Annotated in this window: 17 protein-coding genes; 1 reads left to right on the top strand and 16 read right to left on the bottom strand. The window is 35.3% G+C overall.

Annotated features, from left to right (window positions below; all coding sequences use genetic code 11):
- Positions 1-111: 111 nt before the first annotated feature.
- Positions 112-567: a thioredoxin-dependent thiol peroxidase gene (gene bcp / locus ACT3CD_RS11505; RefSeq protein ID WP_444645776.1), complete on the bottom strand. Its 456-nt coding sequence runs from the start codon at positions 565-567 to the stop codon at positions 112-114.
- Positions 568-1255: 688 nt separating this feature from the next.
- The gene (locus ACT3CD_RS11500) at positions 1256-1528 is read right to left on the bottom strand and encodes a hypothetical protein (RefSeq protein ID WP_444645775.1); all 273 of its coding nucleotides are present in this window, start codon (positions 1526-1528) and stop codon (positions 1256-1258) included.
- Between the two features lie 348 nt (positions 1529-1876).
- On the opposite strand from ACT3CD_RS11500, the gene ACT3CD_RS11495 reads away from it, so the two are divergent.
- The gene (locus ACT3CD_RS11495) at positions 1877-4108 is read left to right on the top strand and encodes a TonB-dependent receptor (RefSeq protein ID WP_444645774.1); all 2232 of its coding nucleotides are present in this window, start codon (positions 1877-1879) and stop codon (positions 4106-4108) included.
- A 239-nt stretch (positions 4109-4347) separates the two neighbouring features.
- On the opposite strand, the gene lepB is transcribed toward ACT3CD_RS11495, so the two are convergent.
- From lepB to ACT3CD_RS11425, 14 genes are all read right to left on the bottom strand, one after another.
- Positions 4348-5478: a signal peptidase I gene (gene lepB, locus ACT3CD_RS11490; protein WP_444645773.1), complete on the bottom strand. Its 1131-nt coding sequence runs from the start codon at positions 5476-5478 to the stop codon at positions 4348-4350.
- Between the two features lie 180 nt (positions 5479-5658).
- The gene (locus ACT3CD_RS11485) at positions 5659-7161 is read right to left on the bottom strand and encodes a TolC family protein (RefSeq protein ID WP_444645772.1); all 1503 of its coding nucleotides are present in this window, start codon (positions 7159-7161) and stop codon (positions 5659-5661) included.
- Between the two features lie 44 nt (positions 7162-7205).
- The gene (locus tag ACT3CD_RS11480) at positions 7206-10280 is read right to left on the bottom strand and encodes an efflux RND transporter permease subunit (RefSeq protein WP_444645771.1); all 3075 of its coding nucleotides are present in this window, start codon (positions 10278-10280) and stop codon (positions 7206-7208) included.
- Positions 10277-13441 (bottom strand): efflux RND transporter permease subunit, encoded by a 3165-nt coding sequence (locus tag ACT3CD_RS11475; RefSeq protein WP_444645770.1) that lies wholly within the window; start codon positions 13439-13441, stop codon positions 10277-10279. The genes ACT3CD_RS11480 and ACT3CD_RS11475 overlap by 4 nt, the downstream gene beginning before the upstream one ends.
- A 106-nt stretch (positions 13442-13547) precedes the next feature.
- Positions 13548-13892, bottom strand: coding sequence for a four helix bundle protein (locus ACT3CD_RS11470; RefSeq protein ID WP_444645790.1), 345 nt, complete (start codon positions 13890-13892; stop codon positions 13548-13550).
- Positions 13893-13949: 57 nt separating this feature from the next.
- Complete coding sequence (locus tag ACT3CD_RS11465) at positions 13950-15032, bottom strand: efflux RND transporter periplasmic adaptor subunit (protein WP_444645769.1); 1083 nt, start codon at positions 15030-15032, stop codon at positions 13950-13952.
- A 25-nt stretch (positions 15033-15057) separates the two neighbouring features.
- Positions 15058-17043 carry a hypothetical protein gene (locus ACT3CD_RS11460; protein ID WP_444645768.1) on the bottom strand — a complete coding sequence of 662 codons (1986 nt, stop codon included), beginning with the start codon at positions 17041-17043 and terminating at the stop codon, positions 15058-15060.
- A gap of 89 nt (positions 17044-17132) precedes the next feature.
- On the bottom strand, positions 17133-17954 hold the full coding sequence (locus tag ACT3CD_RS11455) for a DUF1573 domain-containing protein (protein ID WP_444645767.1): 822 nt from the start codon (positions 17952-17954) through the stop codon (positions 17133-17135).
- Between the two features lie 357 nt (positions 17955-18311).
- Positions 18312-19472 (bottom strand): 6-bladed beta-propeller, encoded by a 1161-nt coding sequence (locus ACT3CD_RS11450; RefSeq protein WP_444645766.1) that lies wholly within the window; start codon positions 19470-19472, stop codon positions 18312-18314.
- Positions 19473-19578: 106 nt separating this feature from the next.
- Complete coding sequence (locus ACT3CD_RS11445; RefSeq protein ID WP_444645765.1) at positions 19579-19953, bottom strand: hypothetical protein; 375 nt, start codon at positions 19951-19953, stop codon at positions 19579-19581.
- 303 nt (positions 19954-20256) lie between these two features.
- A complete protein-coding gene (locus tag ACT3CD_RS11440) occupies positions 20257-22161 on the bottom strand; it encodes an O-antigen ligase family protein (RefSeq protein ID WP_444645764.1) in 1905 nt (634 codons plus the stop codon).
- Positions 22162-22370: 209 nt separating this feature from the next.
- Positions 22371-22769 (bottom strand): hypothetical protein, encoded by a 399-nt coding sequence (locus tag ACT3CD_RS11435; protein ID WP_444645763.1) that lies wholly within the window; start codon positions 22767-22769, stop codon positions 22371-22373.
- A gap of 253 nt (positions 22770-23022) precedes the next feature.
- On the bottom strand, positions 23023-24078 hold the full coding sequence (locus ACT3CD_RS11430) for a 6-bladed beta-propeller (RefSeq protein WP_444645762.1): 1056 nt from the start codon (positions 24076-24078) through the stop codon (positions 23023-23025).
- A 416-nt stretch (positions 24079-24494) separates the two neighbouring features.
- Entirely contained in the window at positions 24495-25658 is a 1164-nt protein-coding gene (locus ACT3CD_RS11425; protein ID WP_444645761.1) for a 6-bladed beta-propeller, read from the bottom strand.
- Between the last annotated feature and the right edge of the window lie 79 nt (positions 25659-25737).

Below are 25737 nucleotides of genomic sequence, written 5' to 3'. Positions count from 1 at the left end.
CTATATGTAAACTCTGTTTCGCCCCGTGAAGATAAGAAAAAAGAGATATATCTTCAGCATAACGTAAACAAAACATCCTCAAAACTTCCTGTCATTCAGGTTATCAAACTATTACAGATCAAGAATCTGGGCCGTATGATTTTTGGTATTCACCTTAGATATTATTGACTCAATAATGCCTTGTTCATCAATAATAAAAGTGGTTCTCAGAACCCCCATATAGGTCCGGCCATACATTTTTTTTTCAGCCCAAACGCCATAGGCTTCCAGTATTTTCTTTTCAGTATCGGCGATCAGATTAAACTGAAGCTGATATTTATCGATAAATTTCTGGTGTGAAGCTTCACTATCGGGACTAACGCCAATCACTTCATACCCGTTATCCAAAAAAGAGTGATAATTATCATTGAGGTTACAGGCCTCAGCCGTACACCCGGATGTGTTGTCTTTGGGATAAAAATAAAGCACCACCTTTTTACCTTTAAAATCACTCAATGAAATCAAGGCACCTGACTGATTCGTTCCACTAAAATCGGGTGCTTTCATACCTTCCTTTAAATGTGTCATATTCTTTTATTTTTTTTTAAAATAATGTTCCGATAAATATGAAACCCATGCCTTGCTACAATTAAACAGTTTGTCTATAAAGTTCAAATTCGAGACTTTAGGCACAGTCACTAAATAAACAACTCAATCATCCTAAAGTTGAATTTCGGAGGACAGTTATTCTCTTATCATCACAATTTGGTCATATATAAATTCTGTACATAAATATTCTTAAAACTTCGGCGTTACGCTTGTCCTTAAAATGGTTATTTCACCAGTAAACTCACATTTGTTCGGAGTTCGGAGTTCGGAGTTCGGAAGCCTTAAAGATGGACATTTCTTATAAATCACTTGAATTTTTCTGCTGACTTCAAGGCATAAAATAGCCACGATAAAAAACGTTCACTCATAAAGAGTATTATTTCATAAAGCTTTCATATGTTTATAATTTGTCTCTCAGGTGCCATATGGAACTCGCCGGAATTAATCATCCTCGTGTGTGTGAATCCATTCCCATGGCTCGTTTCATATGTTTAAATTTATCTTTCAATGGTCATATGGAACTCTCGATGAATTTTAATCATTCTCCTGTGTGTATTTTAGAATGCTAAAATTCATGTTCGTTTCATATGTATATAACTTGTTTGCTTTTGCCACAAAAAAAACGAAGATCTTTTTCCGTCAGAAAAAATAGTTTTTTTTAACGGAACTAATCAATGATTTTGAAAATTAGTATCGTAATATTGTTTGCTTTTAAAAGCCAAAATAATTGAAGGCCTTTCGTTAAAAGATCTGATGGTATATCGAAAAATACAACATACAATTTCAATTTCATTGGTGATAATTCTATTGCTCCCAATGACAATAAAATTGAGTGATAGTATTTTCCACTCCCATGACCATTTTCATTGTGCAGCAAAAAACGAGAAGCATATTCATGAACATCATGAAAAATGTCCAATACCATGCTTTGAACTTTCATTTTTTTCAACAACAGAACAAACACAGATTACTCAGAAACAGTATCTCTGTGCAGAAATAAAGGATCTATATAACTTTCTATACTGCAAAAGCAATTCAAAATTTTCATTTTCGTTACGAGCACCACCAAAACTTACAGATAAAATAAAAACATCGTAATGATGTAAATATCTAGTGTTTGACGATAAAGTCAACGACTTCGTTATGCTTGCCATAAAAACAATCATTTACGAAAAGTAAACGACTTTATTTTTATGACTTCGCAAGCCTTCTATTTGAACTTTATATCTCAAACACTTAGTTTATGGACAGACGCTATCAAATTTGTAAGTTTTAAGATCGTAATAAAATGAAGAAAATCGTTTTAGTTTTCTTTGCGTTGTTTCTTTTTATAAAAGTAAACGCTCAAAATCAAATAAAAGGTAAGGTAACAGATATAAATGATGACCCTTTAATTGGTGCTTCAGTTTCTTTACCCGAACTGAATAAGGGTACGGTTACAAATCAGGCCGGCGAGTATTTGATTAGCAATATTCCAAATGGAAAAATAAAAATCCAATTTTCTTTTCTAGGATACAGTACCAATATCAAAACAATTGAAATATCTCAAAAAGAAAATATCGTAGATGCATCACTTACAATATCGGTTATTCAATCGCAGGAAGTAGTTGTTACAGGCGGTTATGTTAGTTCACAACATGAAAATGCCGTTAAAATTGACGTATTAAAAAGTAAAGATATTGCTTTGTCGGGAACGCCAAACTTTATGGAATCGTTAACCCAAATCCCGGGTGTTGATATGATAGCCAAAGGACAAGGCGTTTCGAAACCCGTAATACGAGGCCTTTCTATGAATGATGTTTTGGTTATGAACAACGGCGTACGAATTGAGAACTATCAATTTAGTGAAGACCATCCCATAGGGATTGATGATAACGATGTAGAAAGGGTCGAAATTATTAAAGGGCCGGCTTCGTTGCTTTATGGTTCAGATGCTATTGGTGGCGTTATCAACTTTATTAAAGAAAAACCCGCTCCGGTTGGCAAAATCCTGGGGAATTATCGTACGCAATTCCATTCAAACACCCTTGGAATGAACAATAGCATTGGATTAAAAGGGGCTTCTAAAAATTTGTTTGGAGGATTTCATTTTGGGACCAAAACCCATGCCGATTATCTACAGGGAGGCGGTGAATATGTTCCTAATTCACGGTTCAATGAAATGACGCTCAATGCCAATACCGGATATACAGGTAAAATTGGGACGTTCAAACTTTTCTACGACTATTTCAAACAAAACCTGGGAATGACAGTCCCCGCTGTAGAGCCATTAATTACAGAGCGTGGCCGAAAAAACGAGATTTGGTATCAGGATTTAGATCATCAATTACTCTCATCGCAAAACAGGCTGTTCTTCGGCAACTTCAAATGGGATATTAATGCTTCTTATCAAACAGCCCTGAGAAAACTTCAAACAACACTCGATGTTCCGTTTGTCGAAATGAGGTTGAATACCATGACCTATGAATCAAAATTGTATTTTCCGTCCAACAATAAATCGGAATATATTATTGGTTTACAGGGTATGTCGCAAAAAAACAGAAATCTTAATGATCGTGATTCTCAATTTTTACCCGATGCCAATGTTAATAATATTGGCTTTTTAGGATTAGCTCGATATACATTTTTTGAAACACTAAAATTGCAAGGAGGATTACGGTTTGATATTTATAATACTAAAACTTATGCGTTGGGAACTAAAGATTCAAACAGTTATCAGGCACCTGTAAATAAGAATTATTCAAACCTTAATGGATCAATTGGTGCAACATACAGTGCGAATGGGAAAACAATGTTTCGGGTTAATTTTGCAAAAGGCTACCGCGTACCGAATCTATCTGAGCTTACTTCGAATGGATTTCATTCAAGCAGGTATGAAATTGGCAATGAGAATTTATCACCTGAAAATTCATTTGAAACAGATTTAAGCATGCACTATCATGGTGAATTTTTATCCTTTGATTTAGCAGGCTTTTACAATGAAATTAATAATTATATTTACATTTCACCTACCACAGATACAAACTCAACGGGTGTCACTATTTATCGTTACTCACAAACAAATGCAAAACTATACGGTGGCGAAACAGGAATTCATTTTCACCCTCAGGCAATGCCATGGATGCATATTGAAGGAACCTATTCTATGGTTATAGGGAAAGACGACGATGGAAATTATTTAGTTTACATACCAGCTCAAAAATTCCGTTATGAAATTAGAGTTGGACGCGATCAAATTGGATTCTTACAAAAACCATCCATCAAACTGTCGGCTCTCACTGCCTTAAAACAAAATCATCCATCTTTATACGAAACAGCAACCGATGGCTATACACTTGTTAATTTAAGTGTTAACACTAATTTTCAGATCACCCGACAAACTTTGAATTTGAGTCTTTCAATAAACAATATTTTTGACACACAATATTTTGACCATCTTTCAACATTAAAATCATTGGGCTATTACAATCAAGGACGAAATATCAGTATATCTTTAATGTTACCGTTTGGTCTAAAATAACTATTTAGTGTTTGCGAGAATAGTTCAACTGCGGCAAAACGCTTGTCCTTAAAATGGCAATTTACGCAAGTAAACTAACATTTTCATAACCTGGAAAGCCTTGAATTTGAACTTTTATTATCAAACACCTGAATTTTCTTGCTGAGACTAAATATAGATGACTTGCTAACAATCATAGAAAATAGGAATTGGGGCTTTGTGCGTAAGTACAAGCCCTAATTAATGATTGAAGAGACACCTCATTTCACTCGACAAAAAAATCTTTCTAGCTTTTTATATTTATCTGACTTTGAAAAAAGAATAAAAGACGCCTTTCCTATTAACAATTCTTCATTTACCGGTCCAAAATAACGAGAATCGCCGCTATCGTGAAAATTATCGCCCAACATAAAAAAATAATCGTGCTCAAAACAATATCGATCATCCTCACCCTCCAGTCCTATACCATTTCCTTCCTGCGCAATTAAACGACCATACAACTCAAGGTTCTTCGGGTTCTTGACAATAGCCATCCCTTTATAAGGCAGGACATAGGGACCGTAATTATCGATGGACCAATCCAATTTTTGTGATTTTGGATATACCTGCCAGGCAGTATCGGCCCTTATTGGATCAATACCGGCATGCAACACACCGGCATGTTGAGCTAAACTATAAATCTGATCATGAGTAAGAAAACCGTTAAACAAAGATGGTTCTGATTGTCTCCAAACCGGCAAACTTAAACTGTCAATCAACAAATAAGCTACTTGTTCATTCCGAAATCTTATTTTAGAATAATATATAGCTTTAGAAGGCACCGGTTGCAACACACCATTAATAAAAAGACTTCCTTCTATAATTTGCAAAGTATCACCCGGCAACGCCACAAGTCTTTTAATAAAAACATCGCCTTTGGTAGGATGATTGAATACCACAACATCGCCACATTTTGGTTTCCCAAATCCTTTAAGACGTCTATAGGCCCACCAGTGCTGGGTCATATCGTCCTTTTTCCCTTCCCACAACCAAACCAAAACATTAACCCACGAAATTTCATAAGGAGAATATGGTAGGCGTGGTCCATAAGCCATACTATTAACCCATACAACATCACCCGGGACCAAAGTCTCCTTCATTGATCCTGATGGGATATTATAGATACCAAAGATTAAGGTTTTAAAAAAAACAGCTACCACAATAACACCCACTAATAGAAATGGATAAGATAAATAAATCTTTTTTCGAAAATTAGCCACACTATGTGCTGACGAAGTTAAAATCCAAGACATACTCCATGCAACACCCCATGCTATCGACAACCAGACAATGCCCATCAATAGATGAAATAAAATGATTATTGGGAATAAAAATCTAAAAAATTTAGTCATTATAAACTAAGCTACTAAAAAGCATTTGATAAATAATTAAACTATCGTCGCCCTCAGATTAACATCATATATTCTATTGATTTTCGACACACAATAACAATACTAATGATCACTATTTAACATTACCAAGAGTCCCACTTGCCGGCATTATATTACAATAAAACATCTCCATCAAAAATTTTAAAGCCCCAAAATTGCCGCTTCGTCAAACTCAACATCCATATTCTTTTCAAAGTCATGAAGCGTTAAACTTCTAAGTTTAAAATAATAATTCCAATATTGCGCCAACGCATTAATGTATTGCAACCTGGCATTATCTTTTGCTGTTTGAGAAGATGTGAGTCTTAAAACATCAGTCTGTCCTTTCTTGAAGCGAGTTATAGTCAATTCATAACTCTCGGTGGCCAAAGTATCGGAAAGAGCTGCCGCTTCCACACGCGATTTTTGAATATTAAATGCAATAGCCTCGGTTATAGCATTCTGTTTAAATTGCTGCAAAGATTTCTGTGAAGCCACCTGCGTAATCTGATATTGCGATTTAGCGACTTCATATTGTCCTTTACGATTACCCCAATCTAAAATAGGAATACTGATGCCAACCATTACCTGCTGATAAGTATCAAAATCAGGACTATAAACATTTTTTAACTGACCATTATTCATCTCCGAACCGTCATCTTTAATCAGTCCATAGGAAAGAGACACATTGCTTTGGAAATGACGGGCCTTATTGGAGGCATCCACATCACGCTGACTGGCAAGCAAATTTTGTTCAAGTTGCAAAATATCCGGATTGTTATCCAAAGCTTTTTGCAAAACAGTTGAAACATCCACCTCATCAACAGGCATTTTATTGGGTACCACTGCTTCCAATTCTATATCGGTAGGTAACATTAAAAAATTTAAAAAACTTTCCTTCGATTCCCGATAATTAAGTTGAGCCTCCTGAAGGGCTATCAAAGCATTGTTATGCGATAGTCTTAGATCGAGCAACTCTTCACGGGTTACCGATCCCAACAAAAAACGTTGTTTCGCAACGTCCAACAAATTGGCCGTATTATCGACATTGGTATGAGCAATTTCCATTTGACTGGAAGTACGCAGAAAACTGAAAAAATAAACAACAGTAGACAAATGCATCTCTTCGGTTGATTGCAGATACTCTTGTTTTGCTTTCTCAAATTTAAGCGGTTCAATTTTACGTTGCCACTTCATTGAATTGAATCCGAAAAGCTCTTGATTGTATCCAATCCCAACAGGGCGTGATGAATATTGTGTATATGGATTGAATCCGTAATTTTCGATACGACTCAAATCGCTCTGCACAAAAAAAGTACCACCAGTTGCCGCCACTTTCTGAGAAAGATTAAGCGTAAGATCGGAACTCAAATTTTCGGTTCTCACAAACTCGTCCGTCTTACTTACAGAATTATACCTCAAACCCGAAGCTTTAGCATAAGACACCGGCGTTGTCTCCAAATTAAGCGTAGGCAAATAATTGGCTCGAAAACTTCGATAAGCCCAATAATCGGCCATATAATAATGCTTGTTCAAAAACATCTGCAAGGATTGCTCCCGAGCCAATTTTAGAGCATTATCTATGGTCAAACGAATAGTACCCTGCGAAAACCCATGAAATAGAGACAATATAAAAAAGGCAAAAAATAAGACCGTTCTTTTCATACGAAAAAAAATTAAATTTGGATTTGGTATCAAAAATGGAAAGGTTAAGAATTTAAAATTTCTGATTTAGATACCTCTTTTCTATATAAATAATAATACAAAAGCGGAATAAAATAGAGACTAACAATAGTTCCCAGTACCATACTACCAATAACAGTTAATGCCAACGGTTTTTGCATTTCATTACCCATTCCACCCCCCCATAAAACAGGCATCAACGCAACAATCGTAGTGATACTAGTCATAATAATAGGTTTCAAACGACGATGTCCCCCTTCTTTTATAGCTTCCACCAGTGGCATACCACCTCTACGAAGTCGGTTGATGGTATCTACTTTTAAGATAGAGTCGTTTACTACAATTCCACTCATCACCACAATTCCAATCATGGACATAATATTTATGGAACCACCAAAAATCCATAACATAAAAAGACCACCCGCAATGTCAATAGGAATTTCTAACAGTAAAATTATTGGTTGACGTAAGGATTCAAATTGTGCAGCCAAAATAAAATAAAGTAATGCCAACGAAATAAGCAAAACCACACTTAACTCTTTGATCGTTTGTCGTGCTTCGAACCAACTCCCGGAGAAGCTGGTATTCACATCGAAATTGGATTTTAATTCCCCGGAAATTATTTGCATCCATCTATTTACTTTAGAATCCGGTAAACGATTAATATTAACAGGGACAAAAACTCCTTCAGTACTACCATACAAAACCTTATAATCATTACATTTAGATGAAGTGACTAATGCGCTTACCGGTATTTCAATATTGTCGCGACTAACTACCTTTATTTCGTTTAGCAAGCGATTTATTGGAATAGGTGTATTACCAATAACCATAGGAACATATTGCGAACCAGTATGCAAAACGCCAACTTGCCATGCATTAAGAGCTGTTTGTAAACGATAAAAAAGTGTTTGATGATCAACATTGTAAAGCGCCATTCTGTCGCTCATGGTTCTAATTTCGATATGCGATTCAGCAGCCGGAGACATAGGTTCAGATTTAGGAATAATATCTGCCAGATGGTTGGTAATAGCAACTGACTTTTCCAAATCAGGTATCCCTCTTGCTCCATCATCACTTATGCGCACGACTAATAACGCTTCAGATTGTTTAAACATTTTCTCAAAAATAGTTTCGGGGGCGGAAAATGTATAAAGCGCATCCGGCCATCTATTTTTAATAACAGACGCGACCCTTTCTTTCAAGTCATTGATATGTTCAGAATTACTACATTTAAAATATATCTTAGCTTCCGAAACCGACTGATCTATATCTTTATGCAACAAGTAATTTTGAGTTCCTGTGTAGCTATTGCTGAATTCTGAAAATTGCGCTGTTTCTTGTCTTATTAACGTTACCCTTTCAATATTTTCCGCCAGATTGAGATTGGTATTCCAATTCACATCAACAAAAAGGTCATCACGCGTAAAATAAGGAAATCGCTCTTTCTTTAAATAGATGGCAAAAAGACAAATTGGTATTAAAAGAGATAAAAACAATACCATAAAGAAACGACGGGAACGAAACACCTTATCAAATCCTTTTTCGTAAATGTCCTCGGTTTTAAAAAGATTTATTTTTTCTAAAATGAGAGTCGCCCTCCCCTTTTTATACTGTTTACGATCGTTCAATCGTCTATTAAACAGATGATATAATACCGGGATTAAAGTTATAGAAACAATTAAAGAAGCCACCAAACCAATTGAGACAGCCAATGCCTGATCATAAAAAACAGCACCTGAAATGCCACTGATAAAAATTAATGGGACAAAAACGGCACAAGTTGTTAAAACAGAAGATATAAGAGGGCGAATCACCTCATTAGTTCCCTTGATACATGCAAAAGCTAAAGTTTTTCCCTGATTGATGTAATGTGCAATATTGTCAATAACAATAATAGAACTATCAATAATCATCCCGATGCCTAGAATTAATCCTGAAAGTGAGATGATATTAATTGATAACCCGGTTACATAAAACAGTAAAAAACAAATAACCAATGATACTGGCACTGAAATGCCAATTAACCATGGTGAGCGGGCATCTTTCAAAAAGAAAAATAGTATAAAGAATGCTAATACTCCGCCAAAAATTAAATTTGTCTCTAAATTACTGATAGAGTAATCTAATATTGCTGTTTGATCTCGCACAATTTCTAAATGAACTCCTTCATAATTTCGGCGCAATTGATTGAGAAGTTTTTCTGTTTTTTCCTTCAAAACATCCATACGAGCATCAGCTTGTTTTACAACAGCTAAAGACAACGCTAAATCACCATTTCTAAGAAATACCCCCTCCTGCTTTTTAGGACGCAGACCAATATTAGCCAACTCCTCTAAACGCATCATACGATCACCTACCCGCACACGTATATCTTTAACATCTTCTACGGTGCGTAGTCGATTCGCAAATCGAATATTAAAACGATATTGCCCATCTACTACCTCTATAGAACCCATAGATATATTATTCTGATCCAACGCATTAGTAATCAGAACATTTGACACATCAAGTGAACGCAATAATTTTTCATCAGGTTCAATATAAAGTTCAGGTTCCATCTGTCCTGTTACATCAACCATGGCTACTTCAGGAAGCTGTTCCAATCTTTTTATAATTACAGCTTTAGCAAGTTCGCTCAGCTCCATAAACTTACCTTCATCATTTTCGTCCATCCACATATTAATATAGAAAACAGGCAAATCGGATGCAGAAGCTTTAATAATTGCAGGTCGTTGCAAATCTGAGGGAAGATAGCGCATAGCCTCATCCATTTTTTCGTTCACATCAATAAAGGCATAATTGATGTCGGCCCCATAACTAAAACGAAGATTAATAGAAGCTCGTCCGTCTAAACTCTCAGAAGTCAAATTCTGCAAATATGGAACTTGCATTAATTGATAACGCATGGTAGCAACAATACCCTCCTCTATTTGACGAGCTGATGCCCCCGGACGATTTACCTGAATCGTTATCTCCGGAATATCAATATCCGGCATTAATGAAACAGGCAATAGACGTGAAGTCAGAATTCCTAAAGTAAGAATTGCCAGAAACGTCATCAATACTGCAACAGGACGATGTATTAGAAATTTTATCATGCTGAATAAATCTTTAATTTTTTAGAACCTTGCGTTATTATCAGAGGCAACCAGACCACCACCGTAAGCAATGAAAAAATCAATCCTCCAGTAGCTCCCGCTGACAATGAAAACCAAAAACCTTCATCTTTTCCTGCAATTAAAAAAGGCAACAACCCCAAGATAGTTGACAGGGTAGTTAAAATGATAGGAATTATTTTATGATTATAAGCTTTCAGAAATAGAGCTATTGTTGATTGACGAGGATATCTCTTACGTAAAATGTTATAATCATTTATAATATAAAGAGTAGCATTTACAGTAAGTCCCGAAAGTAACACCATAGCTGCATACCCTCCTTGATCAAAATTAATTTTGAAAATGGAAAAAGTTAAAAACAGACCTATAAAAGATACTGGAATGCTGGCTATGACAGCTAATGGTTGCCGTAGTGATTCAAATAAAATAGCACATAAAATAAAAACAATGACAGCAACAATAAGCAAAAGCCAATATTGACTTTTTTCGTCTTTACGCCATCTGCCCCAACTACTTTGGTCATGTGCAGAAAAACCTACCGGTAACTGCTTTTTTAGTCGTTCCATAAAACCCTCTCTTACCCTGACATTAAGCTGGTATGGCCCAATAAAATCATATTCAACCATAAGCAGGTACTCCTGATTTTCCTTACGAATCATATCACCAGTGCGTTCTCTTTTCAAAAAACCAACATCTTTTAAACGAAACGATGCTGTCTTAGAATTTAATATATCGTTGTGCATATCCCACACTGTTGCAGTTCCTGCACCTTTTTCCCGCAAAATAACAGGTATCATTCCTTCACTTTCTGCCAAATATCCTGCCCTAGTTTCTCGTGGCGACTGAAATAACAACTCATTATAAACATCACTAAAAGAAGCTCCTACTTCTTCTAACCTATTTGGGTTTAATCCCATAACAAAACCATAACGAGGTTTTCCTCGCCATGAGCTACCCGTCTGCACAATAACCTCCTGTATGCGTGTATTTGTCAGTAGGGTATCTTTAAAAACACTTGCTATTTCAAGCATTAAATCGTAATTAAAACCTCGCAACTCTATGCGATTGTTCCTATAACCATCGTATGTTGCATTACTAAATCCATGTCCCACGCCATAAACTGAGAAATCGGCACTACCAATCTGAGATACCTGATTGATTAACTGATTTTTTAATATATGAGGGAAAGCTCCATTTTCTTCTTCTGGAATAAAAGAAATCTCTAAACTGGCATTATCTGCATTATAAATTTGAGAGGTAAATAGTTTAATTTCATCAAACTGAGCCAAAAAATTCTCTAATTTTATAAATACTTCATTCATCTGATGAATGGTGGAACCATCGGGCATGGTTCCACGTGCATATAATCGAGTACCCGAAGCATCCCAATTCATATTATCTGAAGAAAAATAATTGGAAAACCAATACCAACTACCGCCTAAAATACGATTTACCCAAGGTTTAACTTCTGCCACATAAGTACTATTACCAAGTGTTTTATTGTAAACTTCATGATACCATTTGAGGTCTTCTTTTTCATTTTTAGGTTCTAAATTATCGGGCAGAAAAAACACTGGTAAACCAAATCCCCAAACAATAATCACGACAAACAACCATTTGTGGCGAAAGCTGAATTGTAAAAACCTGCTGTAATAATGGGTAAAACGTACAACTCTTCTTTTTCGATGTATCTCACCTTTTTTAAGTGAGAATTTTATGGGCAAACGATCAAGTAAGGCAGGCACCAAAAAAAGTGCGACTGCTAACGAAACGGAAAGATTCACCAACATTACAATTGCAAAATCGACCAAATTAAGCCGCTGATTTTCTTTTAAAAAGAAAATAATTACCATCGCCCCCATAGTAGTGAGTGTAGCCGCCAAAATAGCTAAAAAAGCTTTTTTATTACCGCTATGACGTATATGATCGGCCATTACAATGGTATTGTCGATTATCATACCCAACGAAACGGTAATACCGGCAAGACTATAGATATGAATTTCGATCTTTAGAAAATAATAAAAGATGATAGCAATAGTCAAATTTGCAAAAAGACTTAAAGCAATAATAAGAAGATAACGCCATTTGCGACTGATAAATAATACAAACAGAAGTAATATAATAATTGCAAGTAATGATCTGAAAGTTATTTTATTAACCTCTTTATTGATCTCTTCAGACGCATCATAATTTACCAATAAAGAAAAGTTGGGAGGGAAACCTGCTTGTAATTCTTTAAAGATTGATTTTATCCGGGCTGCCAGATCAACCTGATTTGCTCCTTTGGCAGAGTGAATAACAAGATAAATAGAACTGAGACCATTAACTCTATAATAAGATTGTGGCAAACTCTCTTTTAAACGAGGGGTAGCCACATCGGTAAGTGTTATTATTCTATTATTAAAATTACCTACTATAAATTCTGACCAATTAATAGAATCGGAAGGAAGCCCACTATAAGTGAGATTGATGGTTCGGGTTTCACGCCCCTCTTCCACACTCGTCATTCCCAACTCTTTAGAATTTAAATTGTCTCTTAAAGCACTTTGAAGATCACGAACATTTAACCCATACCTATGCAAAGCATTTTTATCATATTCCAATTCCCACTCCAATCCGGAAGCACCATAAGAATAAACATTGCTAATTTCTGAAATATGACTTATGCGAGGAATAATATGTCTATCTACATATTGCTTTAACGAATAACTACTTCCCTCACCATTTACAGTATAAATCAACAAACGTGGCGTATCTTCACCTCCACCCCGTCCGTAACTTACACGTGGCAGCTCCACCCCTTCGGGCAAACGACTATGAAGACTTCGCATTAAACTGGAAGCTTCAAAACGAGCGGCATCCATATCAACTCCCTTTTTGAAGCTCACACTAACTCTTCCTGAGCCTTCACGCGATTCAGAAGTTATCTTGTGAACTCCACGCAAAGCAGACAATGCTCCCTCGATGGGAGAAGTTATTTCTTTTTCTACCACCTCAGCACCCATACCATCCCAGTTGCAATTAATATATATTGTATTGCCCTGTTGTTGGGGCTGTAACTGCACCGGCAAACGAGGAATCAAAACTATCCCTATTATGGTGAGCAGAAGAAATATGATATTTATGGAAAATGAATTTTTCAAAGTTCAGTTGTCAGTTGTCAGTTAGCAGTCATCAGGTGACAGTTACAAGTCATCAGTCATCAATTACCAGTTGGCAGTTCACTGATCATTGTTCTCTGTTCATTGTTCACTGATTATTTATTCTTGTTGTTTTTAGGATTGTAAAAAGTATTTTTCCAATTTCATCAGCTTTGTTAAATAAGGATTCATAATCAATAATATCAATAAGTGTAACTTCATAAGGAAATTTTAACCAAAATTGTGTTTCAAGACATCCTTTATAGGCAATACTAACCTTTGCGGAAAAATCTTGTTTTGAAATTGCTCCATTGACCTCAGCAAGGTTTGCACCAATTGATGTTCCGCTCCTCAACAACTGCCTCGAAATATCATATTCCTTCTTCTCCTCTTTTAGTTGCTTGCAATAATGGTATATTTCTTTCGCTAAATCAAAAGCTTTATTATATTCGATACTTTAGTTCATAAAAACGGATTTTCAGTTAGCAGTTAGCAGTTCACTGTTTATTAATCATTGTTCTCTGTTCACTGTAACTTCAGACTCGTGTGCCAAATTCAAATTATTCTCCACAATAACCTCCATTCCTTCTTCAAGACCATCAGAAACTGCTACGTGGGTGGAATTTTCATGACTGGTTTCTACATAAGTCCATATGGCTTTGCCATCTTTATAAACAAATACCACTTGACGGTTTTGACGGTACAACACGGCTTCTTTTGGTATAATGAGACAATTGGGCAGACTTCTTTTAAGCAACACTCGTGCATTCATGCCGTCCATAAGCAAGTGAGAAGAGTTAGGCACAGTGGCAGTTATCCGAACCATCCCTTTATCGTTCACCGTTGGATTGATACTGCATACAGTCCCTTTAAAGGTTTCATCTTTTATGGCAAAAGGAGAAAGCTCCACCGTCTGTCCTACTTTTGCACCCGAAAGTTCCGTCTCCAACAGATAAAAAACCAGGTGCATGGTATTCACATCCAATATTTCGCAAAAATTTTTATAGGCATTTGAAGGATTGTTTACACGAGCTTCTAAATTAGTTACCACTCCACTGATAGGTGCTCTAATGGTCGTTTGTGCTAAATTTCGTTTGGCTTCTTCTAATGAAATAACTGCCCCATTGTATCCACTACGAATGTGAGCCATTTTCATAATATTATCCGGGATTTTCGCTGTATCCGAAAGATCATACCCATACCCAAGCAAGCGGTCTTCCAAATCGATAAGCGTCTGTTGGTAGCTATTGTTTGCCTCATCCAACCGTTTTTGATAGGTAAAGGACTCTACACTACCTAACGTTTGTCCGGCAGTCACCTTTTCTCCTTCTTTAACCATTACTGCGTTGATATGCTCCTGTACCAAAAAAGGCACCACCGCCTTACGCTGAGCTTCCAGGCGACCGTTGCTCACTATCTCCAGCTCAAAAGCCGCACGTTTTACAGGCATCACTCCTACTTTAGTAATAGTAGGCTCGACATAAGATAAACGAGCCGCCTCTTCGGCAGCCTCTGCACCAGAGGCATCCCCGGTATTAGGGGTGGTACAGGCGTAAAAAGCCAATACAACCCAAAAAAGAAATAAATTTTTCATTCATCTATTTTTATAATCCTGCTGACTACCACCAAATTTGAGTCCCATTTTCATAGGTGAAAATACGTTCTTCGCGACCTTCGGTAAGACATCGTAACCAAAACAATGTATTAGAAGGAAGATTCATATAATCCAAAAAATAATCTTCTGCCACTTGCCGACCTGCTGAAATCCATTCCCCCTCCCAATAAAATAACTCATACTCATTACCGGGAATTATAAAATTTGTATCGCTGAGCGGACAAATTCTAATTTCAGTAACATTTTCACTAGCTCCAAAATCCATTACAGCCACGGACCGCACCATGTAAGATCCCAAATCACCATCAAAAGCCTTCACATCATTACCACTAAGCAAGCCCTGTGTATATAAAGTATTATTCAACTTTCTCAATTTCTCATGCGATCCAGAATAACACTCCATTTGGGCAATTCTAAACGGCTGATTATTGGACGAACGCAAACGAATAAAACGAAACGTGTGGTCCCCTTCAAGTGCAATCCGATACATTCCAAAAGGATATTTTTTAATAACATGTAAAACTTGCGCATCACTAAAATCCGCTTTATTAGCTCCTTCTACCACACAATTTTTAAAATCCAAAGGATGCATAGCAGTACTAATAAATAAGGGATACTTTCTGACCAAATGTAAATCTATCCTATTGGCATAATCAGGTATAAGCACCTGTTTTCTGCCATCAGCTTGCAAAATAAATGGGGTATCAAAAGGTTGAAGTCTATGAGCTGTTTTTACCATAGGCATATAAAGCACATTGGTTGCCACATTCTGAATATCACCACAGTTCCACCGATTAAACACTGAAAAAGCAACCGGCTTCCACTGCCCCAAATCAAAAGTAGCCAAATAAACAATCTCCCATGGGCTAAAAAGAGGCTTTTTGATCTCAACATCTACTGTTTTAAGATACTGAGCGGTAACATCCAACATATTTAATGTGATTAAATCCAGATCCAGCTGATCGTCCGGAACGCTCTTTAATAGTTTCAACATTTCCTTTTGAGCTGTCCAAGTTTCTCTATAAATTTTGGGAATAGTTTTTTCATACTGAACATACCATCCCGGAGGCAAATCATCTTCTTCAAAAACATGCATATAACCAGTAAACATAGCAGCATTCAAATCATTAACCAGATTCCCAGGATCATTATTATTTTCCAACAACTTTGCAAGTTGCCGTTTTCTATGTGCCAAACCAACATAAGCGTGTCGGGCAGCAGGTCTGTTACCCCAAGCCGGGATATAATCAAAAGAAGCAGGGGCTCCAGCTGCCCGTAAATAATACATTACATTACGACACCGGCTCACACAATCTCCCTCTGCTGAAAACGCCAACCACGAAAAATTGGGTTCTGAAGGATATTTGGAATTTAAACCATTCCCCGACTTAAGACCGTAATACGAGAGAACCATATGATGAGCATATAGAGAATCTATATCCGCCATAACTGGTTGCTCCTTTAATAGCGCCACATGATATCTATAAAGCGTATCTCTCCAATTGTCTGGAATTTCAAAGTCCAATTTGTATGGTAAAATGTATTCACGAAAAACACCCATCGAAACTGAATCACGCCACGAAGCCGCAAATAAAGCATCCAGTGCTAATTGCGCATTCCGCTCGATAAAACTTGTATCTATTAAACCCAGATCTTCATAGATCTTAAATTGATCGTGCATTAAAATCCCTAAAGCCAGTGCAACAGAATCAGTCTGAGACTGCAACTTCAGACTAGTAATATTGGGCATATTTCTTTTTATTCGCGTCAACTCAGAAACATAATTTAACAATTTCTCAGGATTTGTTCCTGCTATCGTTTTTCTGTTCTCAAAATCTGCCTGAAATAATTCAATTAACTCCTCTTTGGATTGTTTATCCCAACCGGTCCAACCTCCTTTATTTTTGAACGATGCTCTAAAAACCACAAAGCACAAGCCCATAAATATAAGCAACGACAAAAACAGCCACATAAAGATGCGTTTATTCATTATTTTGACCTATTAATCGTTTCGTAAAACAGCTTAGTCATATCCTCATTTACCCAAGGTGCTCCGACCATTTTAATTTTGTGATATATCTATTCGACATTCCCTTCTATGGAGAGAATTTCTACACCTTTGGGAGTGTTGCAAAAAAGTGTCAGAGTCTTTCTGAAACGACCTACATTTTTAGCATCATAAGTAACCAAAATTTCACCCTGCTCATTCGGTTTTATTGGTTTTTTTGGCCAATCGGTTTTTGTACATCCACAAGATGACTCTATATGATATATTATTAAAGGTTTGTTTCCTATGTTTGTCAATAAAAAAGTTGCAGATTCAGGAACTCCTTTTTTTAATAATTTCAATTTAACATTTTGAGTATCAAACTTAACTTGTGTAACCCCTGGCGATGAATGATTGGATAAGAATTGAATTGTACTTAAATGATCATTTTTCCTTGTTATGAAAACATCCTTAACTATAAAAGATGAATCAAGAAAAAGATAATATGGGATAGATTGCTTATCCAACGTTTTAATCAATGACGTTGAATTATAAAACTCCTTAGGGTTTAAATCATAATTGCTTCCAAAAGCCAAAAAATCGCGACAATTGTCGAATGAGGAGACAATGATCGGAAAATCATCATCTGTAAAAAAATCTTTAATGGTAGAAATTTCTCTATTATAACAACTAGAGCAAGCGTTGGGAGGAATTCTAAACAAAAAAAACAATGAATCATCTTGTGATAAAGCTGTTATTCCAATTGAATCACATGAACCATACTCCTGAATATTAGTTTTGGAAATATCCATTCCTATTAACCCGCTATTTTTGTCATTACTTGCATTATCTTCTTTGCATCTAAATAACAAAGCGACTAGAAATAAACTAAATAACATAAGTAAAATACGCATTTTCAAATTAATTTTAATTGATAAAAGGGTAAAACAGTGGTATCATTTTCTTAAAAATCGCCTACTCTTTGTAGTCTTGGTTCACACTATTCATGGAAATAATGACGTGACAAAACGGTTAGAAATAGATATTTTTTTGGAAAAATGAAAACTTTAAATTCGCCTGTCCATATACACAAATCTTAATGAGCCTGAAACATAATTTTTAAAATTATTTGAAATCAAACTTCCACGCACTCTGGACACATATTGTAACTATACTTTGTCCAACAGATCGCTTTTCCGTAAAACATTTCACACCAAGAAACTACTATACAAATAATTAAGGATATAAAAATAAGTGGTTTTATAATATATTTATTTTAAGGAATAAAATACCAACCATGGATTATCATTTTCCTTAACACCTGAAAAAATGGGGTATTTCAGTAACAGCTGATTAAATTTTAAAATTTGAAATGGATAAATGAAGGTTACAAATTTATTATTAAAAACACTTAAAGGTGATGAAAGATGGAAATCTGTATCGGGGATTTTGATGCCCCCTAATAAAGTTTCTTTGGTATTCTTACAATAAACAATAAAGCCATATTTTCTATTAGTATTAATCGGCATTATCAAGAAATCGTCTGATTCAGAAGCTCCGCCTAAAAAAACATATTGATTCGACGATGCCATCCGTGCAGTCGCAAAGGTCTTATAATCTGGATGCATTTCAGGATTGTATAAAAAAAATTTATCCTTCGGCACTAATTCATATTTAGAGGCTAGCTTATAATTATTAATTGAAAAAATAGTATTACAAAATGGAAATGAACATAAAATATGATCATTATAATATTTCAAGACAGGAGAACGCTCATAATAATTCAATTTATAATACTGATTATAAGGAATTGCTTTTTTAAAACCAATACTATCAGCTATTAGAACACGAAAACCTGTCCCATTACCATTATTTGTAAAGAGGTAATAATCTCCTGTTTTTGAAACGATAAATTCTCTGGACCACAACTGAAGTCTTCTGGAACTTATGAAAGCACCATCATAATCAAAATCAAAAAAACTCTTTTTGGTTGCATCCCATAAAACAATCCTCTTATTCTCCACATCTAAAGACATATCCATAAGCTTATTGTACTCTCCTGGGCCACTTCCAATACTATTTATACAATGCAAAAATGTTCCATCATTTTTAAAAATATGAACACAAGACATTTTTTTATCTAAAATAAAAATTTTTCCCTCATCGAATAAAATTCGATCAATTTGAGCAATTAATGAATTCAAAGGAGTTTCAAGTTGAATATAAGTAATGTCGATTGGAATGTCTTTGTCAAGACTTTTCCCTGACACATCAATTCTTATCGGCTCCAAAATGCTATCAAAACAGACTTCTTCAACTTCGTTAAAAGAAGAATTCATAAATGATTTGTACTCACCAGTTTTATCTGAACGGAAACATGAAACAGAAAAAACCACAAGCCAAATCAATAAAACATAAAAATAATACTTCATGGTAATAAGATTATATTTACAGGAGGCTGCCTAAAAGCTATAGACAGCCTCTTTTTATTCGTATTTCTATCTTTAATATCTAATAACCCTCAATATCAAAAATAATTTAACAGAAACTTGGTTGGCCATCACATTCGTTTTCCAGAACAGTGTGCCATTCTCCATTAGGATATTGCTCGTCTACATATACAGGATCACCTGTGATATCGAGATCATCACAAATAGACAAAGTGCATTCTGCCAGCCAAGCGGGCATATAAAAGTCCGTATACCATTCATTTGACATTAAATCTTTTAGCCTTTGTTGCTCAGCTTCATAAGACGGAACAACACCAGAAAGCTCATCCTGCGCCTGTGCCATCACCGCAATAGCTTCCAGCGACAAATCGCCAGCATTATTTGATTGTAATACATTCATATTAAAAATTGTTGCAAGTGCAAACAAACCTGTTGCTACTGCAAAAATTATTTTCTTTTTCATCGTAACAAAAAATTAATAATTAAAATTTAGCTATTAGCTTTATAGCTATTGAATTACAAAATGATTTAAGATGCCTCTGCCTTGCAGAAACGCCCTTCGCACCTGAGCTAAATCAGCTGCGATTTCTTTTTTAAATATTTATCTTTGTCACATTACCTCCTTTCTATTTTAGTTAGGGGAGTCCGAAGAGGAAGCGTGGGCCGGAGAGCACAGTGGCTTCCTCTTCTTTTTCCCAAAAATGTTCAGTTACCAGTCAGCAGTTAAGAGTTAGCGATTACCAGTCAGCAGTGTACTGTTTACTGTTCATTGTTCACTGACTATGTTTTTCATTTCTCTCATCATTTCTTTTGTTGCCGAAGACTCCACTTTTACATTGCTATTAAGGATTTTTTCAGCGGTTTGTTGTGCTTTCTGGTGCTGGCCGTTTTCGTTGTAGAGTTTAGCCAACAAATATTTTGGATAAATCAATGACGGATTCATATTTGCACTTTTGAGGTAAGCAGACTCGGCTTTGACAAAATTACCCAATGCCTTGTGGTTGTCACCAAGCGTATTTTGAATAATTTGACTACTACACTTTTTTTGAGCCTGCACCAGTACCTCACTACTTTTTTCATACTGCTTATCCATGCTGAGTGCTTTACCATACATTTGCAAAAACAGTCCATCAGTTTTAAGGATGGGAACAATCGCTTCGTAGGTTTCAACGGCACTATTGTATGTTCCAAAATGATATAAATAGTCTGCTTCGTGCCACATTTTTAACGCTTGATAATAAACTTCTCGCTGAGGAACGAAATGAATGGTTGCAAACACCAACAACAGACTAAACGGGAGGGTTGTCAACCACTTTATATTTTTATTGAACTGTATTATATGTTTTGAATAACCCGACAACACCGCTACTGCCACAACCAATTGCAACAGGAAAGGACTGATATCAAATGGATAACTAAAGAGACTAAAAACCAAAAGTGTTATTAATGCGCCTTGCAATCCAATAATTAAGCCTTCTTGTGAAGGAAGTCGCTCTGAAGATGTTTGTTTTATAATTGGAGGTATTTTTTGACATTTAGAACCTCTCAGAATATAAAAAACGATGACTCCGGCTATCAACACGCCAACAAAACCCTTCTCTAACCAAAGTTTTAGTAACTCGTTAAAAGGCGCCCGGGGTGAGCCTGCGACCATGACTTGTGCCTCATTGCCTTTCCCTGATGCAAACCAATTCGCCTGCTCGTCCATATAAAGGGCATTGAAGGCGTTTGTGCCATGCCCAACGAAAGCTTTTTGCTTTATGATTTCCGTTGTTACACGCCAAATAAGTAACCGGCCATCGGCTGAGCCTTGCTTAAATAGATAAATTCCGGTGGCTGAAGCTACAACAACCGCTAAAACAAGTATCGAAATAAGAAGGCGTACTCTCCGCTTCATCCTTTTAAAACGACTTACAAAACTATCTCGCACCGAGATTTTGCCCGGAAAACGAAAGACAAAAAAAGTTACTCCAATTATACCTGCAATCCATGCGGCTCTGGATTGAGCAGGTGGAAGCACCAATAGAATTGACACAAGCGTTATCCATGCACTGATTTGAAGCAAATAATATAAAGTTTGATAAAAAAGCTTTTTAGATAGTATTGCTGCCTGTGATTTTGCAAATAGAATCATGGCTAATGCAAGTGGCAATCCACTCACCACAAAACCAGAAAAAGGCCCGGGATTATGAAACGCTCCGGTAATGGAGAACAATCCATGATGAGAGACCGCAAAACCATACAACTGCATCAATCCTAAAACTGAATGAAGCAGTGAAAAAATCATCCACAAAATCACAACACCATACAGCAAGGTCGTTTTATCGGAAATGCTGCGAACAAACAGATAAACAACCAACCATAAACATATGGTAAAGAAATGTAACGAAAAATCGGTGAATGGGGAATTAAGTATAATGGCTTCGTTGATAAGAGACCAGCCACAGAAAAAAACAACTAGTAAATCGACAATGGTAAAATAAACCCTTTTCCTGAAAAGAAGTGAGAACACCAACAAAGGGATTGAAAACAATGCCACCACTTCAACGCCGCTTTGTTTGGCTGATATGAATCCCTCAAATAAATCGGCACCGACCAAAAATGAAGAACCCCAATAGGCGGCCAATAAAACTAGCTGGCAAAAAAATATGGGACGAATTAAGGGTTGCATAAATAAATTTGCATAAAAGGGTTAATCGCCTCTATCCAACTGCAAAATATCTTTTGGGTTAACAAATGTAAATTAAATAATTAATAAATAAAAATTATTTAACGGGGGGGGGTAAATTAGTTCGATTATAAATAATAATCAGCTCATAAAAAACAGTGTTCAGTCAACAGTCAACAGTTATCGGGAGTCAGCAGTGCACTGTTAAGTGGTCATTGTTCATTGTTCACTATTTTATTAAAAAGGGCCATCATATCCTCATTTATCCAAGGTGCACCCACCATTATAATCTTATTCTCGGTATCTATCAAAATACCAGCGTCAATTATCCATCGGGGGATATCCTTATTCTGATCAAAAAATTCACCATCCGTATCCATAATTGTATAAAATTTGTCATCTATATAATCAATATCCAAAACATGAGTCATAAAATCCTCATAACTATCACCTTTAATAACAAATAGCACTGTATAATTATCAGGTTTAGCGATGGAATCCATCTTTTGTTGCCACTCAATAAACTTTGGATAACAAGACCGACAACCACTCTGTAGATAAATTACATACAAATAATCATCAATTTTTCTAAACTCCTGAAACGTAAGCATAAAATTTTCATGCCGAACAATATCAAATTGTTCAAAATTTAAAGAGGTATTAAGGATATTATGTAATTATTTCTCTGTAGGTGATAATGGGACGCAGAATAAAAAAAAACAAATACTAAAAATATTAACGATAATTTAAATTTCATAAACAACTCTTAATAAATTAAAAAACTCACCATCCGACAAAAAACACTATTCACACACCACAGAAAATACATAATGCTTTTTCTTTCTCCATCCAATTACTATAATCCTATCGTAGCCAATAATTCATTAAAATCGGATTATCACCTTCCTCAATTGAGTTAACAATTTTTAAAAAACAAGAGTCCGAAGCATAGGATTGAATATATTTTTTACTCATCAATAAAATATTAGGTTGAACAATATTAGTTAAACAGACTGCCGACCTATTGCCAGCTGAGACAAGGTTAGACAACGACAATCCAGTGGTGCTGTCTTTAAAAAAATTAGCCACATAAAATTTATTTGTACTTTTATCAAACAGGACAAACACCTGTGGTTCAGCTCGAAAAAAAATAAAATTATTACTTTCTACAAAATTCGAAATATGGTACCAATAGCAATTTTTATTTAAATAGCTAATAAAATCGGATTGGCGCCCCAATTTTCTGACTACCGATTTTGGAACAGAATGCGATCCGAAATCAATACTCCTCACTTGTTCAACATCATCTTTCGTAAACGAATAAACATTGTCATCCCAAAAATCGACAAAAAAAGGAACAGGTCCATAAGAAACATTTCTTTGCAAATGAATTTTATGTTTCAATTCAGGAAAGTGTTTCGAAATTTCTTTTTTAATAACTTCGCCACTATCATAATCAAAAAGAGTCGCACAGTAGGAGTCATCATAAGAAAACAACCACAAACTGTTCTCGACTAAAATAAAGCTGTGAAAAACATCTGGCAATTTTAATCGTTTCTGAATATGCCCTTCGGTATCTAATTCAACAAACTGATATTCGCAAAGCATAAGAACATTTCCAGTAGCTCTGCTTATTGAAAAATCCATAATTTTTGAATGCTCATCCGGACCTTTACCAACAGAGCCGATTTGCTTTACAAACTGACCTGCCAATGTAAACTGAAATAATCTACTCCTACTTTTATCAAAAATATAAATATATTTAGAAGAAATATGAATCCGATCTATATGCTTTATTAATGACTCTGGCGTTGTCTCAAGAGCTACATAATTAACACTATCGCAAAATTCAATTTCATCTAAATCAAAATAATTGCTATCCCCACAAACGAAACTGGAAGCATTAATTTTCAACTTCATCGTATCATCTTTCTGTTTATTATCCACAGTAAAGCATCCTGGAAACAAAAAAAGCAGAGAAAAATAAAAAATCCATTTTTTAATGTTCAACTTCTTATAACACCTCTTTTTCAAAAAATAAGATAAAACCATAATAAAAAAAATTACTAATATTCTGTTATTAAACTAATTACTATTGAATTTAAAATATAATTTAAGATGCCTCTGCCTTGCAGAAATACCACTTGCATCCGGGATTAATCAAACTGCTGCAAATTCTTTATTTAAATGCATCAGCAAGAACACTCAAGACCTGCGAAGTCCAAAAATGTGAATTTACCAGTTTAAACAGCCATTCTGAGAACAATCGCAACGCTGACGTTAGCATTTTCGTGCAAGCACTAAAGTCGGATCTGCTTAGTAATTACAGATCCCATTTAATGTATCTTATAAATAGCCAGCACAGGATTACTATTTTCAGTAAGTTGCAAATACTGTAAAGCTGGAGGCACATTATTCTCATCATCTAATAAAAGTACTGGATCAATAACAGATATAAGATGCCCCTGATAACTTCCCACAGTTTTTCCAAATATTGCATCATTGATATCATCAATTGGATAACCTTTACCAACATTAGCTATATTTTGGTTTTTGTCATATATGGTTGAATACATTTCATTTCCAGAAAGAAAAGTAAAATAAAGATAATTATTAAACTCAAAAAAATGACTAAAATAATAGGTAGCTCCAGTTTTTCTTAATCTAAACAGAAAACTTCCAGGATTTCCTTTATCTTTACGAAACTCTCCTAAAAAATCACAATTTAAAGAACCAAAATCTAAATAGTATTTTGTTTTTAATTCACCTTTTTTATATTCATAAATATAGTTGCTTAAAGGTTGAACAATATTTACACCATCCTTATAAGGAGAAAGACTACTAGGTAATGAGCCTTGCATAACGCCCATAAACTCTTTAGGTACTTCAAGAAATTTGTTTGTAATTTCCAAATTAGAGTTAGTAACGTATAAATTCCATAATTTTGTTACATCCTTATTAATTATTGTATTATGTAAGTTTCCGACCCAAAACACAAAACCATTTTCAAAAGACATAATATCTAAACCATGTATTGGTAATTTTTCTGATTTTAGGTACTTCCCTTTTTCTGTATAATAATGCATTTTTTGCGTCATTAAATCCATTATTATAACATCATTCGTTTCAGTATTTATTGTAAAACCATGCATAGCGACATATTCCCCTGGCCCTCTCCCTATCGATCCAATATTATATTGAAAATCGCCCTTTGCATTAAATACTGAAATTACAGCTTTTGTAGCAGTGTGATTCACAAAGAAAAAATTATCATGAATGACAACACTTTCAATGTTACCAATAGGAAAGTTTGCAGGCGTTTTTAAAGGCACATAATCAACGTTACTAATAAATTGCGACATTATTAGCGAATCATTTTTAGGGCTCAGATTAATAGTAATAAAATCATTATTTTGTGAAGATTCATTTTCACAGGAAACAACTAATATACTTCCAAGTAAAATTAGAAAAAAGAAATTGCCAATTTGAGTATTTTTCATCACGATAGATTCAAATATAATTTAATTATTATGATATATTGGCAGCTAAAATTTAGCTACCAATATAATATTAAATGTA

The organism is Geofilum sp. OHC36d9 (assembly GCF_052400685.1).
GTDB lineage: Bacteria > Bacteroidota > Bacteroidia > Bacteroidales > Marinilabiliaceae > CAZHHH01.
The sequence above is the reverse complement of the archived record's forward strand: the minus strand, read 5'-3'. Positions and strand labels throughout refer to the sequence as shown.